The sequence below is a fragment of the Robinsoniella sp. RHS genome (assembly GCF_001029355.1).
GTDB classification, from domain to species: domain Bacteria; phylum Bacillota; class Clostridia; order Lachnospirales; family Lachnospiraceae; genus Robinsoniella; species Robinsoniella peoriensis.
The window spans coordinates 103,590-121,346 of sequence record NZ_JNGB01000002.1 but is presented as its reverse complement, the minus strand read 5'-3'; the positions used below and the strand labels follow the sequence as shown (position 1 = coordinate 121,346).

Sequence of the window (17,757 nt, the reverse complement as noted above, 5' to 3'; positions counted from 1 at the left end):
GTATTTAAAAGACATATCATACCTGGAACGCTCTACGACATCAACATCCGATAGATCATAAATTGCTTTTAACAGCAGATATTTAAACATGCGGATAGGTGGAACTGCATTACGTCCGTTATCAAGACAATATTTATCAATTAACTCTTCATAAATAAATCCGAAGTTTACGAGTTCTTTTATCTGTCGGAGAAGATTATTCCTGGGAACCACCAATTCATATATTTTCATGTAGGAACTTAATACTAATTTTTGTTGTTGATCTACCATAAAAACACCGCCTTTATTTGATACATACATTATATCAAAAATAGACGGTAATATCTACTTTTTCAGTGCCCTCGAGAAAACCAGCTTTGTGGCGACAACCTGGATCTCGGAAAGAGAAGAGGGCGGACCATGGCAGGCGTTTGGAAGGCGTATAGCAGATCTGAGCATTTACTTACCTTGCCGGAGTGTTTTTTGGCGGATAGTATTCGACTGGCTCCCATCGGATACTAAGCGGGCACTGAGCTGCGAAATGCATCAGGATTTCGGAGCGAATGCCCGCGTGCCGCCAAAAAGCGCTCCGGGAAGGTTAGAAAATGCCAGTTCTGCGGTAAGCCTTCCAAACGCCTGCCATGGTCCGCCCCCTTTTCTTTCCGCGCACTACATCTATCTACAAAGCGCTTAATCAGCAAAACCCCAATTTATCCCCATATCCAGAAAGGAGAGTAACAATTGAACAGTCTAAAGAAGATAAAATATAATTCGCCTGTTATTTTAACATTCACGATTATTTCATTTGCCGCGTTATTACTCAATTATATTACCGGAGGCTGGACGAACCGCATGTTCTTTTCGGTATATCGGTCTTCCATGGCAAGTCCTATGTACTATATCAGGCTGATTGGGCATGTATTTGGCCATAGCGGATGGGAACATTTTAGTGGAAATATAATTACCCTGTTGTTAATCGGTCCTTTGCTGGAAGAAAAATATGGCAGTATGAATATCAGTATTCTTCTGATCGTTACGGCTGTTCTGACGGGGATTGTTAATATTCTGTTTTTCCCAGGTACGGCATTACTGGGAGCCAGCGGGATTGTATTTGCGCTGATTATGCTTACCTCTTTGAGCAGCATGAGGGGTGAGGGTATTCCATTAACTTTTTTAATTGTAGCAATTTTTTACTTCGGAGGTCAGTTGTATGAAGGACTGTTTATTAAAAATAATATTGCCAATTTAACGCATATTTTAGGAGGCATATTGGGTTGCGTATTTGGGTTTGTGTTCAAACCGCAGATTAGTTATCGAAAATAAAGTTTAGCGATAAAATTTTGTAATAGTATATGTAGTATTCCCTGGTGCGCGGGAAGAAAATATAAGACTGGGACTTCAGATAACAATTGTTTATCGAAGGGACAGTCTTTTTTTGCGGAATTTCAGCCGATGCTAAAAAATTATACATTCACCTCCCTTTTTTATAAAGACATAAATAATGACATATAGTAAAGTCTATTTATAAGTAAACCCGCGTAAATGAAGGAAGGAGTACAGGAATGAAGAGTCGAATGAGAAAGATGAATCAAGTGATTGCAGCGGTAATGGTGTCCGCGTTAGTGATGTCCAATATGGGCAGCTATACGGTACTGGCAGTGCCGGACATGCAGGGGGTAGAAGCAGAGCGTCCGGTTTTAGAAGGCACCGGAGAGGTAATCTTCGAAGAGGATTTTACCAATGCAGACAACTGGAGTACTTACAGTGGATGGGATTCTGGCACATGGTCAGTAAATGACCATACCTACACCGTTACAGAAGGCAGGGGAGACAAGGCGCTGGTGAAGGATCAGAACTTCAGCGATTTTGTTTACGAAGCCGATGTAACCGTGAATAACCAGCAGACAAATCTGGACGACAAGAGCAGTGCCCAGGCAGGTGTGCTGTTTCGCGTAACAAACCCAATCGATAATCATGGGGACGGATACAATGGTTATTATTTTTGCATCGATGCCCATAACGGAAGAGTAATGCTTGGTAAAGTATCCGGGACGAAATGGACGGAAATAGCAGCGAAAGAGACCACCATTGAATATGGAAAAACCTATCATGTAACGGTTGCCGTATCCGGAAACCATATTGTATGTTATATCGATTATGACGGAGAACACTATGCAAAACTGGATGTTACGGACAGCGACCATGGGGAAGGTACCATAGGATTTCGTAACTGGCTTTCCAGTGCATCTTTTGAGAATGTAAAGATTTCTGAATATACGGAACCGGAATTAGCAGGAGAGACTTACCAGAATCCACTGCTGGATAATTGTGCGGATCCGGACGTGTTATATTATAATGGAACCTATTATCTCTATCCAACAAACGCAGGGGCGGATGAAAACGGGATTAAAGTTTATACTTCTACGGATTTGGTGAACTGGACCGATAAGGGCTGGGCGCTGGAGAAGGATAATGTCTGGGGAAATACGCATTTCTGGGCACCGGATGTCATTGAGCGGGACGGCACTTTCTATATGTACTATACCGCAGAGGAACACCTTGGTGTAGCAACCAGCAAGTCTCCCCTGGGACCATTTACCCAGGAGAACCAGGTACCGATGCATACCGATATTAAGGAAATTGACGCCCATGCTTATATGGACGATGACGGACAGTATTACTTGTATTTTGTACGTTTTGACAATGGGAACCTCATATATGGTGCAAAATTAAATGATGATATGAAGACCATTGATGAATCCACATTAAAATGTATCCTGGTTCCCGAAGACGGCTGGGAAACATCCATGGGAAGAATAAACGAAGGTCCGTTTATGCTGAAAAAGGATGGCATTTACTATCTTACCTACTCCGGTGCCCATTTCCAAAGCCCGGGCTATGGATCCGGATATGCTGTCAGCAGTAATCCGCTGGGAGATTATACAAAGTACGAAAATAATCCAATTATGCAGTCAAACAGCCTTGCACATGGTACGGGACATCATGGGATAGTAGAGTCACCGGATGGCAAAGAGTTATTTATGGTGTACCATTGCCATAACAGCCTGGAAGCGGCAGATCCGAGAAAATTCTGTATCGACAGAATACAATTTACCCGGGATCAGGCAGGTGAAACAATCTTAGAAGTGAAAGGCCCTACCGTAACCAAACAACACGTTCCTTCCGGTGCGGTAAACGTGAATAACCTCATTTCCTTTACAAATCCGGATAACCTGAATATTACTGTTGAAGAGGGCAGTGCCCCGGATACATGGCAGCTGCCGGACAGCGTGAAAGGCTTAGTGACATCAAAAAGTGAGCCGGGAGTAACCTATACAGCTGAGATCCAGTGGGAGGAACCTTCCTATGAATCAGAAAACAATGGCAGCCAGGCAGTTATACAGGGGCATATCCTGCTGCCCGAAGGAATTGAAAACCTGGGAAATCTGAATCTGGATCTGGAAGCTGTGGTGAAGTTCACTTCCCAGCCGGTGGCAGAAAAAGAAGTCGTAAAAATGGAAGCTGAAAATGCGGTCATTACAGCACCTGCAAAAATAACGGAAAGAGGAGATGCTTCCGGCAAGAAGAAAGTAGGTATGATCGATAATGGCAATGCAACAGTAACCTTTGAGGTAAATGCAAAGACAGCCGGAACCTACCGGATTGATGTAGCTGCGGGCAGCGGTACGGATCAGCTAAACGCGTCCCATAAGTATTACATTAACGGGGATCAGGAAAATGCAGGAATTGTTAAATATCAGCCGTACGGATGGGATAACTGGAGACTCTATGCAATCGAAGCAGAACTGAATGCAGGAAAAAATACCATAACATTCACGCATTCCGGGGAAACAAACAGTTTTAGCGAATTGGATTATATCCTCTTCTATACAAGCAATCCTTCCATTGAGCAGATCAAACTAGATGGTAAAGATTTAGAGAATTACCAAAAAGATATACTTGAGTATGATGTGGATGTGGAAAGTCTGGACAATCTTCCGGAAGTAACAGCCGTATTAGGTGAGAAAGTGAGTGAAACATTTGATCTGACGATTACTCAGCCTACCAGAAAAAACCCGGTAAGTGAGATTACCCTTACGGGAAAGACAGATAAAACTTATCCTTTGACCTATACCCTGCATTTTTATGATCAGGATGCATTTACAAATCCAATCGTAAACTATGGGGCAGATCCATATGTTACCTATCAGGACGGTTATTATTACTACGTTAGGGTAAGTCAGGACAAAGCAATCTATGTTTCCAGAGCACCGGAATTAAACCGCATTGCAGCCACACAGCCGGTGGAAGTTTATCATCCCACAGGAACAGAACCATCGAGTGATTTATGGGCTCCGGAAATTCATTTTATCAATGGAAAATGGTACATCTATTATACTGCCGGAAAAGATGCTGACCACAGAATGTATGTGCTGGAAAGCAAAACAGATAATGCAATGGGCGCATATGAATTTAAAGGAAAGCTATCCCCGGATACAGACAGATGGGCTATTGACCAGACTGTTTTAGAGTACAATGGCAAACTATACGCAGTATGGTCCGGCTGGGAAGGAATGGTAAATGAAGAACAGCGGATTTATATTGCCGAAATGACAGATCCCTGCACCATTTCCGGGGAAAGGGTAATGCTTTCCAAGCCGGAATACAATTGGGAGCTGGATGGATTCCCAAGGATTAATGAAGGACCGCAGGTACTCGTTTCACCGGATGGTATTACCAGTATTATTTTCTCGGCAAGCGGTAGCTGGACGGATAATTACTGCCTGGGAAGACTGACCCTGAAAAAAGGCGGCGACCCGATGAATGCAAAAGACTGGGAAAAAGGAACAGAAGCAGTCTTTCAAAAAAATGCACCAAGTACTTATTCTACCGGACATGCCTGCTTTACCGTATCACCGGATGGAACAGAAAATTATATGGTATATCATGCTACAAAAGGATCCGGACAGAACTGGAACGGACGCGGTGTCCGCACACAAAAATTCACCTGGAATGAAGACGGAACACCTGATTTTGGAAAAGCAATCGCCTACGATGGAAAAGTAAACCGTCCTTCCGGAACACCGGTTATCCGGCGTGACCGTTATGAAGCAGAAGAGGGCGCATTAAGCGGCGGAGCAGTGATCTGTGATACCTATAATTCTTCAGGCGGACAGAAGATCGCCAATTTAACAAAAGAAAACAGCGGTACCACAATTCAGGTTCAGGCAGAAAAAGCCGGCGATTACAGACTTTATGTTGGCGCTGCTACCAAAAGTGATAATGCTGGAATGGAAGTAAAAGTAAATAATGGAGAGGCGTCTACTTGTAAAGCAATTCCATTTAATGCGGCAGACGCAGAAGGAATATGTCCGGATAACTGGACCGGTTATGAATTCAATGCAGAATTACATGCAGGTACCAATACCGTTTATATCGGCAAAACCAAAAGTCTGGAAGGGGTAGAGCTTGATTATCTGGATGTTGAATTGATCAGTGAGAAGATCCCGCCAGTAATTGTTGATAAATCAAAACTGCAAGGTATATATGATGTAAATAAAGATAAGAAGCAGTCGGATTATCAGGAAACCGGATGGGCAGCATTTGTACAGGAATTAAATAAAGCCAAAGAAATATTAGGCAATAAAGAAGCAACCCAGGAACAGGTGGATGCAGCAAAAACAGCATTAGAAACAGCGGCATCAAAACTGATTAAAAAAGTCCCTGTACCGGAAAAAGTAATGGTCAGCCAGCTGCGGTTTAATCATACAAAGCTTGGCATGAAAAAGGGAAGTACGGCTGCTCTGACAGTCAGTGTGCTGCCTGTGAATGCTTCCAATAAAAATGTGGTCTGGAGCTCCAGCAATCCAAAAGCGGCTGTAGTTAACAGCAATGGGCAGGTAACCGCAGTAAGCGGCGGAACGGCTGTAATCAAAGCTATTGCGGCAGACGGATCAAAATGCGAGGCAAGCTGTACGGTAACGGTAAATTACGAAGTGAAGTATTACTTAAACGGCGGAAAAAATGCAAAACAAAACCTGGCGAGTTATGATGGATCCAAAATAACCTTAAAGGCACCGCAAAAAGCCAGATATGCATTTAAGGGATGGTATAAAGACCGCAGGTTCAAGACAAAAGTGAAATACATCAGCAGCGGTGACTATACCCTGTATGCAAAATGGGAAAAAGTGAAAGTAAGCAAGCCGGCTGTCAAGACCTTGTCAGCGAAGAAAAAAGCATTTACCGTGAAGCTGAAGAAGAAAATCAGCGGAGCAAAAGGATACCAGATTGCCTATAGCACGGACAAGATGTTTAAAAAAGGTGTCAAGTATATAACGACTGGAAAAACGACAAAGTCTGTTACTAAATTGAAATCTAAAAAGACTTATTACGTTAAGGTAAGAGCTTATAAATTGGATTCCAGGGGTAAAAAGGTATATGGAAATTATAGTGCGTCAAAAGTAATTAAAGTGAGATAATAAGGACGAAACTGACAGGCAACATGTTTAAAAGACGGGGTATGTGAAAACATATCCCGTCTTTGGTGGTTTGTGGCTCTATTTATGTTTCGGATTCCATTCCCCGATCACTTCGTTAATGGTTCCCACAGTAACAAATGCTTTTACATCAATTTCACTGAGATATTCTAATAACTTAGCATATTCATTTCTGGAAAGTATGGTCTGCAGTTCCATTTTTTCTTCTTTGTTAAACCCACCGTAAGCAGGATAAAGAGTAACGCCCCGTTTGATCTCTTTTACGATGAACTCCTGGATTTCCAGGTATTTATCAGAAAGGATACAGACTCTCTTTTTCCGGTTAAAGCCGTCTATAAAGTAGTCAATTACAATGCCATTGGCATAGGTAGCTAAAATACTCATAACAACGGATTTGGTGTCGTAGACAAAGATGGAACTCACAGCTACACACATGCCGGTAAGAGTCATTGCCTTACCCATCTCAATATGTGTAATTTTATTCAGCAGTTTGGCAGCAATATCCAGTCCTCCGGAGGAGGCATTTACATGAAACAACATGGCAAGTCCTACACTGACAAGCAAAATGTAACAGAGCGTATCGATGAGGATATCTCCGGTTAAGGATTTTACATTGGGGAAGAACAATTCAAATAAGAATAAAAATACCGGCAGCAGTGCGGAAGTATAGACCGTCTTTGCACCGAATTCTTTTCCGATAAATATAAATCCAATGACCAGGAGTACCGCATTTAAACAAAACGTCATAACTGATATGGAAAACGGCAGGAAATTAGAAAGTACAATGACAAGTCCGGACAGGCTTCCTACGATTACCTTGCTTGGAATCATAAAGAAGTATACAGAAATGGCAATCAGCAGGGTGCCAAATGTGATTGCCGAATATTCTTTTAGTATTTTATTTGTTTTCATCTCAAAATCCCTCTTATCCTTTATTTGTTTGCTATATATCATCATAAAAGATATCAGGAGAAAAAGCAATCTACTTTTTTATGAAAATAGAAGATCATATTTTTATACTAATTATATTTATAAAAGTTCTTTCTAAAACTGTAAATGTCAGATATAATGTAGTTTAGATGAAAGTAACTGTGATCATGCATACCATGTATGTCAGTTATCTATGGGAAAGAGGAGAGGTATGAAAAATTTACTCAGAGAGAAAATAGTATTTAAATTATTCTTCATGTTATTTGTCAGTATATGTATTCCAATCATTATATTTTCGGCAATTTCCTATTACATGTCATACAGAAGCATTTATGACAGCTATATGGACAGTAAGGGAAACTTAAATAATCAGATTGCCCAAAATATAAAAGAAAACTTTAATGTGTTGAAGAGCCAGTCCATTGCCCTGTATAACTTTGAGAACATCTCCTATGTGCTGGACACGGACACGGAGAACCTTACCGAGGAATACATCAATAATTATAATTCCGTTTACGGGAGCCTGGTGAGCATCATACAGGGGAATTTCAAACTGGACTGTATCAGCATGATTGATCTGGGCGGTGAAGTAAAGTTCTTTTATGACCGGAATATGGCATCACAGAATCTGAAGACGGTGGCAGACGAAAGCTGGTTCCAGGATGCTATCGATGCAAATGGACGAGCTGTCATCGTGGCTCCCCATGAAAATACTTACACCAACTCCCGTGACCAGGTGGTTTCCGTCTGCCGTACCATTGTAAATCCATACAATGACAAAACAGTGGGCGTATTAAAAATTGATCAGAAAATGAAGACCTTTGAACAGATTTTTTCCAATGTAGAGAGAGAAGAAGGGGAAATAAATATTGTATACGATTACCAGGGAAATGTCTTTTATTCAAATGCCGATCTGGATGAGAATGAAATGAAGGATATTTTTAATAATAAAGGATTTAATGACCTGGGAAGTAAAAAAATCATTACCTGGGGAGAATCAACAGACAACTACTGGAAAATGGTATCTATCCTGGATTCTGAAAATATAGCGGCGAAGGCTGAATTTATCAAAAGGAACAATACCGTCCTCACCATAATTCTGTTTTTCGTATGCACAGCCCTTTCAATCATCGTGTCCGTTACCATTAATACTCCCATTCGAAAGCTGATTTCTTCCATTAAATCATTTCAGAATGGAAATATGTATGAGCAGGTGGACATTAAAAGAAAAGATGAATTTGGGTCAATCGCGAATGCATTTAATAATATGATTGCCAACATCCGAAATTTGATTAACAAAGAATATAAATTAGAATTGTTAAAAAAGCAGGCGGAATTTGAAAATTATCAGAGCCAGATCAACCCGCACTTTTTATTTAATACCCTGAATTCCATCAAGGCCGAGGCACTGCAGGGGGACAGCGGTAAGACGGCGGATATGATCCAGTACCTTTCCGATAATTTCCGATATTCCCTGAACCGGGGAGTATATATCGTTTCTTTCTTAGAAGAGCTGGAGTACATAGATAAGTACATCTATTTGCAGAAAATCCGGTTCAATGATAAATATACGATTATAAAAGAAATTGATGACGATGTTCTGGATAATGAGATTCCAAGGATGATCTTGCAGCCCATCATTGAAAATGCTTTTAAACATGGTTTGGAAAAATCCATACAGGAGGGACAAATAAAAATTGTGGCCCTGAATGTAAGGGATGAATTTAATATCTACATCTCAAATACCGGCAAGACGATTGAAGAAGAAAAGTTAAAAGAAATAAATGAACAGCTAGCAGTAAAAGAAGATCAATATGTGATGAAAAATAAAGATAAAGTCGGGATATTTAATGTGAATGCAAGAATCCGTTATTATTATGGGGAACAATACGGCCTGAAGTTTATCAGCAGTCATGATAATGAGACCACGGTCAGAATCAGATATCCAAAGGTGAAAGTGATAAAGGGGGAAGAATGAAATGAAGATACTGGTTATTGATGATGAAAGCCTTGCAAGGGACATTTTAAAAAGTCAATTGAATAAATTTCAATACTGGGATATTTTAATGGAGGACAATGGACAGGACGCATTAAGGACCCTGGAAAGGGAATTGCCCGATGTGGTTTTTCTGGATATCTGCATGCCGGAGATGTCTGGAATAGAGTTTATGGAGAAGGCAGATGCTTTACAAAAGGATATTATCTATATTATTCTAAGCGGTCATAATAAATTTGAATATGCCCAGCGTACCATGGAGCTTGGAGCATATAATTATCTGCTGAAACCCATAGACGATAAAAAGTTAAAAGAAGCAATGGATGCAGTAGAGGAGAAGCTTTCCATTATTCAATTTAAAAAGGAACAGTATGCGGAACTGAATAAAAGCAGGGCAAGAGCCAGGGAATTATTAAAAAAGCAGTATATCTACGATATCATATCCGGCAACAACAGTAATTCGGAAAAATACGGCAATGCATTTCGTGAGGAACCGGTACGACTTGAGAAAACGTTGTTTCAAATCTGCTGCTATACCATCAAAGATTGTTCTGATCAGGAAATTACCAGGGAAGATCAGGAGATTATTCAATTTGGCATTGAGAATATAACAAATGAAATTGCAAAAATGAATGTTATGAATGCCTGTTTCTTTTCCGATAAAAATATAAACGGAATCCTCATGAATTATGATTCTGCAAATAAAGATGATAAACTGATATACCAACAGCTGTTTGATAATATCCGCCGGTATATCAGCTATTTTAAACAAGCAGAGCTGACCTTTGGAGTTGGCAGGGAAGTATCCGGATTACAAAGAATACAAGAGGCGTATACTTCCGCAAAAGATACGGTGAATAAGAGGCTTATACTGGGAGGCGGTGTGATATATTTCGCATCCGAGGAACAGACCAGTGCCAGGAAAAACAGTGATGCGGGTCAGATACTGGAAGAAGCAATTATAAAAAGTTTATATCAGGGTGATATCGGGCAGATTAAAAAATATGTGGATGATTTGTATGCGCCGTTTCTTAATTTAATGCTGGCGGATGTAAAAAAATTAAATAAAATGCATCTGAACCTTTTTGTGCTGCTGCATAAAGAACTGGAAAAAAAGGAGATTGACAGTTCCAGGGTATTGGATAATGAGTTTTCCCTCTATAATAAGATACAGACGTTCGACACGATAGAAGAGATGAAGGCCTTCCTGCTTGAAAAAATTTTATTGTGTATGAAGGCATTGGAACAACAGTCCGGGCTTGGAAATGAAAAAATTATAATCCGGGCAAAAGAATACATCGAACAGAATTTGGGATTTCATCTTACGCTGGAAAGTGTGGCGGAACATGTTAATTTCAGCCCGGCGTATTTTAGTAAGTTTTTTAAAAATGAAGAAGGGCTGAACTTTATAGACTACGTGAATAAGGTTCGGATCGAAGAAGCTAAGCGTCTGTTAGACCAAAATGCGAAAACAGCGGATATCTGTGATAAAATTGGATTTGCGGATGTGAAGCATTTTTATAAGACATTTAAAAAATGGGAGGGAATTACACCCGGACAATATAAGAAAGGGTAATATAAAAAGACCATAAAAGAGAGGAATCCAACGCCGTAAGCAGTGGGATTCCTCTCTTTTGTGGATATATTTCATATTGGGATAAAATAACCCACTGTTTATTAAAAATGACCTATTTCAGGAAATACACTTAATTCGATATAATATGGTTAGATCCAAAAAACGAAAACATTGGGAGGTATTAAAGTATGAGAAAGAGAATCTTATTACTGGCTTTAGCTGGGATCATGGCGGTAAGTGCAGCAGGCTGCTCAAAAGGAGCAGAGACGAAGGGAACAGATGCAAAAGGAGCAGAGAGTCAGTCAGCTGAAGGAGCAAAGGAAACCGGCAGTACCACAGAGCAGACCACAATCCGGTTTGTGTCATGGATGACCGGTGGGGAAGACAAGGCATTCATTGAGAAATTCATGGAAGAGAACCCGGATATCAAAGTAGAGGTTGAGGCAGTGGACGGCACTAATTACGATAAGCTGTTAAAGACCAGACTGATTTCCGATGATGCTCCGGATGTCTTTTTAATTCAGCCGGCACAGTATGAAAAGTTCGTCAAAGAAGGATATCTGATGGATGTAAGCGACCGCCCGTCAAAGGAAACCCTGGCAAAATCCAAATCTCTGGAAGATTTGTATACAATCGACGGCAAACAGTACGGCTTTCCTGTCTGCACCCAGGGAGGACCAGACCCCATCTTCTATAATAAAAAGTATTTTGAAAAATTAAATCTGGAAGAGCCAAAAACCATGGAGGACCTGTGGGCAGCGTCTGATAAAATAAAAGCAGACGGTGTGGAACCATTTGTATTTGGGGATAAAGATGCATGGACTTTTGAAATGTTTTTCAGAAGCAGACAATTTGGTGATTACTTAAAAGACACACCGGAATGGGGACTTGCACTTTACAACGGGGACAAACAGGCATCCGAGCTGTTCAAAAAAGAATTCGAACTGGCGGAAAAAATGTGCCAGGAAGGATATATAGGAAAGTCTTCCCTGACCATGACTTACCCACAGTCCGTTACCTACTTTGTAGAGGGAAAGGCCGCAATGCTGCCACAGGGAACCTGGGTGCCAGGACTGGATGAGATTAAAAATGCGGACCCGGAAAAATTTGAACTGGGATGCTTTATCACTCCGGTTGACGAAACAGACGGCAAAATATATATGACCGGCTCCTCAGACAGAAGTATTGTAATTTCGGCCAACACCAAAAATGCAGAAGCAGCCGGAAAACTGTATGACTGGTTTACGAAGGAAGAAAATTTAAGTGAATATCTGACCTCCCAGTCCTTAACCAATTTCCTGCCAATCGATTATAAAGTGGATCCGGTACTGGAAAGCTACGTAGCAGCATTATCCAGTGATAAATATGAAATCATCATGAGCCAGAAAGCGACCATGCCGGCAGGATTTATGACCATGATGGAAAACGGACTGCAGTCTATACTGGCTGGATCGCCTGCGGAGACAGAACTGCAGAAGTTAAATACAGAATTTGAAAAAATAAAATCATCGGTAGTTGTGTCTGAATAGGTGATTGTTCTTAAGAAGGTGAAAAGAAAACGATGAATAGGTTCGCATAGTTTTAAAGGCGCACGAAACACGTAACGCTGTACTAGCCTTTATGAAACATGTGCAAGGGGGAAAAGAATGAAAAAAACATTTCGTAGATTAATAGCAGTGTTATTAAGCATCTGTGTAGTATTATCTGTTGGTTTGACGGAAAATGTGACGGTTCTGGCGGGCCAGGCTAAGACCGGGAAAACGCTGCCCACAACTCAGGCAGAAGTATGGAAGCGGACGGATATTATCCTGACCAGTGATAAGGAATATACTAATCCATACCTGGATGTTGAGATTGATGCAGTGTTTGAACATACAGACGGAACAAAAATTCATTTATATGGCTTCTGGAATGGAGAAGATGAGTGGCGCGTGCGTTTTTCACCTACTAAGACAGGAACCTGGAGCTATACCATTACCAGTTCGGACGCAGCCAATACAGGGCTGCATAATGTATCCGGCAAGGTAGAGGCTGTGCCAAACACAGGAAACACAGATCTTGACCGACACGGTTTTGTACGCATCAGCGACAATGGAAGATATTTTACATACGATGACGGAACACCTTTTTACTGGCTGGGGGATACCAACTGGCAGGCACCGAACTATGTTTCCACAACCCAGTGCAACTATCCGGACTGTAAATGCCAAAACCAGTTTCAGCATGAAGTAGATGACAGACTGGATAAAGGGTTTACCGTATACCAGACTTACTTTGACAGCGGTGAAAATGATGGGGGCGGTCAGCTTGCTACAACAAGTGAGCCAAGCTTATGGCTGGATAAATACAACACCATTAATCCGGATACATTTACGGACAAGATAGACGGCATGTTTGATTATCTGGCAGATAACGGTATGGTGATTGCACTTGGTTACGGTGTGCACAGCCATACGGTGAATGGCATGGGACAGGAAGCAGTTGAGCAGATTTCACGTTATCTGACTGCGCGATATGCCAGCTATCCGGTGGTATGGATTACCGCTCAGGAGATTACCGGAGAACCCCATTATAATGTATGGAAAGCCTCAGCTGAAATCGTAGATAAAGGTGACGGGTACAATCATCCCCAGGGAGCGCACATGTTTCCCATGGACAACAATAATGCCTATCCCAGAGATTTGGATAAACAGCCCTGGCATGAATGGTGGGGGTTGCAAAATGGACATGGCCCCACACAGCAGGGCAAGGATTTCTATAAGAGCTACTGGGATAATGAGAAGGTAAAGCCTTTCCTGGAATTAGAGGCAAACTATGAAGATATAACCTGCGGTGGTTTCAATGGATATGATGCATCACGTATCTCAGCATGGCGCACGAATCTTTTGGGCAGCTATGGATTTACCTATGGAACTACAGGTGTCTGGGCAAATAGCTACTCCACAGCCGGAAATATGGGGTGGTATGGGAGTTTTAGCTTTGAACCTTGGTATATGGGGCTGGATAAACCAGGATCATTTGAAATGACATATCTGCGCAAATTTTTTGAATATGTAAGGTTTTATGAACTGATTCCCCGGTTCAATGATACAGCGTATTCAAATTGCACAGCGGAAAATAAAGTAGTGGCATCTACCGAAGATGGGAAAACCTATGTGGCATATTTTTATAATAAGGATTTATCTACCGGTCTCTTGTCAGCCCTGAATACGGATGAAGTGTATACAGCACGCTGGTATAATCCATTAACCGGAAAGTTTACAGATGCGGGAGATGGTATCACGGCGGCAGATGGAACGTATGAGATTCCAAAGAAGCCAACTACCGGGGATTGGGTATTTTTACTGACCAGCGATGATCTGGGAGCATATGAAACAGAAGCAATATATGATGATCCGTATATTTCCCATCGGGAAAATCTGGCGGTTGGAGCTTCAGCTACTGCAAGCTCAGATAATAGCGATCTTATAAGCTTTGCCCCGGATTGTGCAGTTGATGGAGATTATGCTACCTATTGGTGTGCAGACAGCGGAGACATGCCCCAATGGCTGGAAATCGATATGGGTGATCCGAAATCATTCCAGGAAATAAATATCCTGATGCACAGAGGAATGAGTACAAGAACGGAAAAGGTTTCTTATAATCTTAAAGGTTCTCTGGATGGAGAAAACTGGGAGGAGGTCTTTGCAGCAACCGATCAAAAACCGACGGTAGTTAAAAATATGGATCGTTTACGCATCACCAAGGAGGGTACCTACCGTTACCTCAGACTGGAATATACAGACATTACATCAAACTGGGCAGCCGTGTATGAAGTTGAGGTATTTGCAGACAAGTCACCGGAAGAGGAAACAGACGAACTGGAAAATCTGGCAAGTTTTAGCATTGCAGAGTCAGGTTCAGCATCCAGTGATTCCACGGCAGATAAGGCAGTGGATGGCAACTCATCAACCTGGTGGTGTGCGGACAGCGGGAATATGCCTCAATGGCTGAGCGTAGATTTAAAGGAAGAACAGACATTTAATAATATCAATATGTATATGTATGGAGGCACGTCTTCTGTAGACTATACAATTCTTGGTTCCAATGATAAAGAAGACTGGCAGCCGCTTTATAAAGGAGTGGATGAGAAACCGGAACAGGCAGCAAACTCACAGTCTGTTGTTTTGGATATACCCGCAGCAGGTACCTATAGGTATCTGAAGGCAGAGTTTAACAAGGTAGAAGGAAACTGGGCAACGATTGTAGAATTAGAGGTTTATAACGATCCTGCATTTTCAAATGTCAATCATGCGGCGGATGCACAGGTAACAGCAAGTTCAGCTTCTGCCCCAGTGAGCGCACCGCCCAAATCGGCAGATGGGGACAATACTACCTACTGGTGTGCAGGCAGCGGTAATATGCCCCAGTGGATTGAGTATGATTTGGGTAAAAGCAGAAAAATTGGTTTTATCAATATGTATATGGTTGGAGGAACGTCTGTTGTCAGCTATCGGCTGGAAGGGTCAGAGGATGGAAACAACTGGAGTCTCATAACAGAAGAAACAGACAAAGAAACCATAAATAAAGGTGGTCTGTCCCTTGTGGAGATACTAACAGACTGTAATTACCAGTACCTTAAGCTGACATTCAATGATGTTCAGGGAAATTGGGCTACAATGTCTGAGTTTGAGGTATATAGTGAAGCAATTGCGCCGCCGGAAGATGATGAAGTTCCGCAGTATGAAGGAGTTGTGCAGACTCCGCTGGTAAAAAGTGTCGGCAGTGGCATTTACACGGAAGACGGCATTTATTCAAATACAGATTCTGGTTTATTTGATGGTGATCCCCATATGGAATGGGTACCATACGCTCCTATTGGTTCACAGACCATATTAATGGATCTGCTGCAGGAAAACGGGCTGCACGGCATCGTGGTTAAACTTGGAAATGGTGCGTATCTGCCGAAATACCGGATCGAAGGATCAAATAACAAAACAGACTGGACGATACTGGCAGATGCAACATTACGTGATCCTCAGGTCTTCCAAAAGGATGGCGGACAGGCTGTTTATGAAACACTTGCAGGTCAATACCGGTATGTGAAGCTGTTGTGGCTCAATGCACCAAACAATTCCACGAACAAACAGATTGCTGAAATTGAACTGTATGCTGATCTGGCAACTCCGGATCATCCACAGCCAACACAGACGGATGAAATGCAGACTCTGTATAGTGACTGGAAAATAAAGAATAACAGCAGACAAATATATACAAATGCCAGCTGGGAAGAATTACAGGTACAGCTTCAGGCAGCAGGCAGACTGCTGATGGACCCGTATGCCGCTTCCGCAGATGTGAATGGTGTCACGAATGCGCTAACGGCAGCTGTAAACGGATTAGAGGAAAAGAGTGACAAAATAGATCTGCAGGCATTAGTACGTACCGCAGAGGGAAAACAGGCAAAAGATTATACACCCGAAAGCTGGAAAGTATTCGCCCGGGCGCTTGAAAATGCCAGGAGTGTACTGGCTGTTTATGATGCCGGAAAGCAAACCGTTGACAAGGCATACGTCTCCTTATACCAGGCGGATCAGGCACTTGTACGTGTTACTGTCAAGCCAAATCCTCCGGCAGAACCGGTGAAAGTGGGCAGTATCAAGCTTAATAAGGTCAGTGACAGGCTGTTTGTCAAAGACAGAATGAAGCTGAGCGCTTCCGTAAGTCCGGCAGATGCCAAAGACCGCACAGTTACATGGTCCAGCAGCAATTCCTCAGTAGCAGCGGTAGATGCATCAGGAAATGTGACAGCAAAGAAAAAGGGAACAACTGTCATTACAGCCAGAGCAATGGATGGAAGCGGTAAAAGTGCAAGCTGCAATATAACGGTAGTAAAGGCGGCGGTAAAACTCAATGCAAAATCCATTCCGCTGCAATTGAAAAAATCAACGAAGGCGATTAAAGCGTCCGGTTTACAAAAAGGCGATAAAATTAAGAGCTGGACCAGCTCCAAAAAGTCAGTGGCAGCCGTAGATAAAAAAGGAAAGATTACAGCGAAGAAAACGGGAAAAGCAACCATCACGGTCACAACCCGTAAGGGTGCATCCGCAAAGCTTACCGTTAATGTGGTAAAGAGCAAAGTTACAACTAAGAGTATCAAGGCAGATGTATCAAAACTGACCTTGGCAAAAGGCAGATCCCGAAAACTGAACGTGACAAGAAATCCAGTTACGGCAACAGAAAAAATTACTTTTGAGACTTCTGACAGAAGAGTAGCAAATGTTAATAAGAGTGGTAAAATCACGGCTAAAAGGAAGGGAGAAGCGAGAATTACAGTAAAGACAGCCAATGGCAAGATCTATAAAGTGAAAGTGAACGTAAGATAAATCTATATTTACATCAGGCACCGGGCAGATTGAACCGGCAGCTGTCAGGCAGACATATTATTTTATGAAAAATGTATAAGTTGATGCGGCCACTTAGCTGGTCGCATTTCTTATGTACTTGAAGCCATGCCGCTTCCTGCTGTGATAAAATAACCCACCTTTTATTAAAAATGACCTATTTCGGCGAATGCCTGTTATTCGCTATAATATAAGCAGATCAACAAACAACAAAAAATATAAACAGGAGGTAGTCAGATGAAAAAGAAAATCACATCAATCATTTTAGCCGCAATTATGGTCACCAGCGTTGCAGCTTGTGGTAAAGAAGCAGTTACAAATAAGGCATTCATTGGGAAATTCATGGAAGAAAACCCGGATAACGGTGGTTGTATCCGAATAAAAAATGTTTGATAA

The 17,757-nt window shown here is 41.8% G+C and carries 9 protein-coding genes; 7 read left to right on the top strand and 2 right to left on the bottom strand.

Annotated features, from left to right (window positions below; genetic code table 11):
* Positions 1–270, bottom strand: a 270-nt coding sequence (locus RHS_RS01820) for a transposase (RefSeq protein WP_047832180.1), incomplete at its 3' end; no start/stop codon positions are given.
* 450 nt (positions 271–720) lie between these two features.
* On the opposite strand from RHS_RS01820, the gene RHS_RS01815 reads away from it, so the two are divergent.
* Both RHS_RS01815 and RHS_RS29890 read left to right on the top strand, forming a co-directional pair.
* Positions 721–1,302: a rhomboid family intramembrane serine protease gene (locus RHS_RS01815; RefSeq protein WP_027294725.1), complete on the top strand. Its 582-nt coding sequence runs from the start codon at positions 721–723 to the stop codon at positions 1,300–1,302.
* A gap of 239 nt (positions 1,303–1,541) precedes the next feature.
* A complete protein-coding gene (locus RHS_RS29890) occupies positions 1,542–6,458 on the top strand; it encodes a family 43 glycosylhydrolase (protein ID WP_395020993.1) in 4,917 nt (1,638 codons plus the stop codon).
* A 78-nt stretch (positions 6,459–6,536) separates the two neighbouring features.
* Here the strand turns inward: RHS_RS29890 and RHS_RS01805 are convergent, their stop codons facing one another.
* Positions 6,537–7,388: a YitT family protein gene (locus tag RHS_RS01805; RefSeq protein WP_027294724.1), complete on the bottom strand. Its 852-nt coding sequence runs from the start codon at positions 7,386–7,388 to the stop codon at positions 6,537–6,539.
* A 229-nt stretch (positions 7,389–7,617) separates the two neighbouring features.
* On the opposite strand from RHS_RS01805, the gene RHS_RS01800 reads away from it, so the two are divergent.
* The 5 genes from RHS_RS01800 to RHS_RS29885 all read left to right on the top strand — a co-directional run bounded on the left by RHS_RS01800 (position 7,618) and on the right by RHS_RS29885 (position 17,754).
* Entirely contained in the window at positions 7,618–9,384 is a 1,767-nt protein-coding gene (locus tag RHS_RS01800) for a histidine kinase (RefSeq protein WP_047832179.1), read from the top strand.
* A gap of 1 nt (position 9,385) precedes the next feature.
* Complete coding sequence (locus RHS_RS01795) at positions 9,386–10,978, top strand: response regulator (RefSeq protein WP_027294722.1); 1,593 nt, start codon at positions 9,386–9,388, stop codon at positions 10,976–10,978.
* Positions 10,979–11,166: 188 nt separating this feature from the next.
* Positions 11,167–12,507, top strand: coding sequence for an ABC transporter substrate-binding protein (locus tag RHS_RS01790; protein WP_027294721.1), 1,341 nt, complete (start codon positions 11,167–11,169; stop codon positions 12,505–12,507).
* Positions 12,508–12,624: 117 nt separating this feature from the next.
* Entirely contained in the window at positions 12,625–17,343 is a 4,719-nt protein-coding gene (locus RHS_RS01785) for a discoidin domain-containing protein (RefSeq protein ID WP_047832178.1), read from the top strand.
* A 255-nt stretch (positions 17,344–17,598) separates the two neighbouring features.
* Positions 17,599–17,754: a surface glycoprotein gene (locus RHS_RS29885; protein ID WP_138002553.1), complete on the top strand. Its 156-nt coding sequence runs from the start codon at positions 17,599–17,601 to the stop codon at positions 17,752–17,754.
* Positions 17,755–17,757: the final 3 nt, after the last annotated feature.

What these genes read in the sequence shown, in the direction of transcription:
- RHS_RS29890 (WP_395020993.1), top strand. Translation starts at nt 1,542, where the DNA reads ATGAAGAGTCGAATGAGAAAGATGAATCAAGTGATTGCAGCGGTAATG.
- RHS_RS01805 (WP_027294724.1), bottom strand. Translation starts at nt 7,388, where the DNA reads ATGAAAACAAATAAAATACTAAAAGAATATTCGGCAATCACATTTGGC.
- RHS_RS01800 (WP_047832179.1), top strand. Translation starts at nt 7,618, where the DNA reads ATGAAAAATTTACTCAGAGAGAAAATAGTATTTAAATTATTCTTCATG.
- RHS_RS01795 (WP_027294722.1), top strand. Translation starts at nt 9,386, where the DNA reads ATGAAGATACTGGTTATTGATGATGAAAGCCTTGCAAGGGACATTTTA.
- RHS_RS01790 (WP_027294721.1), top strand. Translation starts at nt 11,167, where the DNA reads ATGAGAAAGAGAATCTTATTACTGGCTTTAGCTGGGATCATGGCGGTA.
- RHS_RS01785 (WP_047832178.1), top strand. Translation starts at nt 12,625, where the DNA reads ATGAAAAAAACATTTCGTAGATTAATAGCAGTGTTATTAAGCATCTGT.
- RHS_RS29885 (WP_138002553.1), top strand. Translation starts at nt 17,599, where the DNA reads ATGAAAAAGAAAATCACATCAATCATTTTAGCCGCAATTATGGTCACC.